Source organism: Rhodovulum viride, assembly GCF_003265965.1.
GTDB lineage: Bacteria > Pseudomonadota > Alphaproteobacteria > Rhodobacterales > Rhodobacteraceae > Rhodovulum > Rhodovulum kholense.
In genome coordinates, this window is the sequence record NZ_MUAV01000125.1 from 1 (window position 1) to 853 (window position 853).

General features: G+C 69.9%; 1 protein-coding gene. It reads left to right on the plus strand.

What is annotated here, in order from left to right:
- On the plus strand, positions 1 to 853 hold an 853-nt coding region (locus BYZ73_RS23140), incomplete at both ends, for a hypothetical protein (protein WP_220086887.1).

The window sequence follows — 853 nt, forward strand, 5'->3', positions numbered from 1 at the left end:
CGGCCAGCCTCGCCGATGGCCCGCGCTGCTACAATTGCTGGGGCACCTGCCTCGATCGCGACCATTACCGGGGCGACGGCTCAATCGCCTGGCGCTTCGTCCCGCCGACCCAGGCGCTGGTTCCGCTTTACGACCGGACCGGCGAGCATATCGGCACCAACGCGTTCCCGACGCTGCGGTCGGTCTCGGTCCGCTCGAGCAAGATCAACGTGGGCTCGATCCGCGACGGGGAAAAGCCCCTGGGCGTGACCGGCGGCGTGACCGTCACCCTCACCGATGCGCCCTTCGACGACTATGTCGGCGACTGGTCCCGGGCCGTGCGCGGGCCCCGGCCGGGCTTCTTCTGGGCCAAGTGGTGCGCCCGGAACCCGTTCTACGCCAACATGTTCCTGCGGGTTTACGAGGGCTTCGCGGGCGAGGCGCTGGCCGACATGGAGCAGCGGCTTTACATCCTCGACAGCGTCGACGGCCCGGACAGCGACGGCACGGTCACGCTCAAGGGGGTGGACCCGCTGCGGCTCACCGACGAATCCCGCGCACAGTTCCCGCGCGAGACCGAGATGCGGCTGGCGGGCGACATCACCGCCACCACGACCGCGATCACCATCGAGGCCTCGACCCCGGCCGACATCACCGACCAGTTCGGCAACACCGCAACCCGCTATCTGGGCATCGGGTCCGAGATCATCGGCTATACCGGGTCGTCCGGATCGGACGGGGTCTGGACGCTGTCGGGGGTGACGCGCGGCGCGCTGGGGACCGAGGCCGCCAGCCATGGCGACGAGGACAGCGCCCAGCGGGTCGGCCGCTACGAGCTGATGGACGCCTGGGACATCGCCCGCGATCTGCTGGA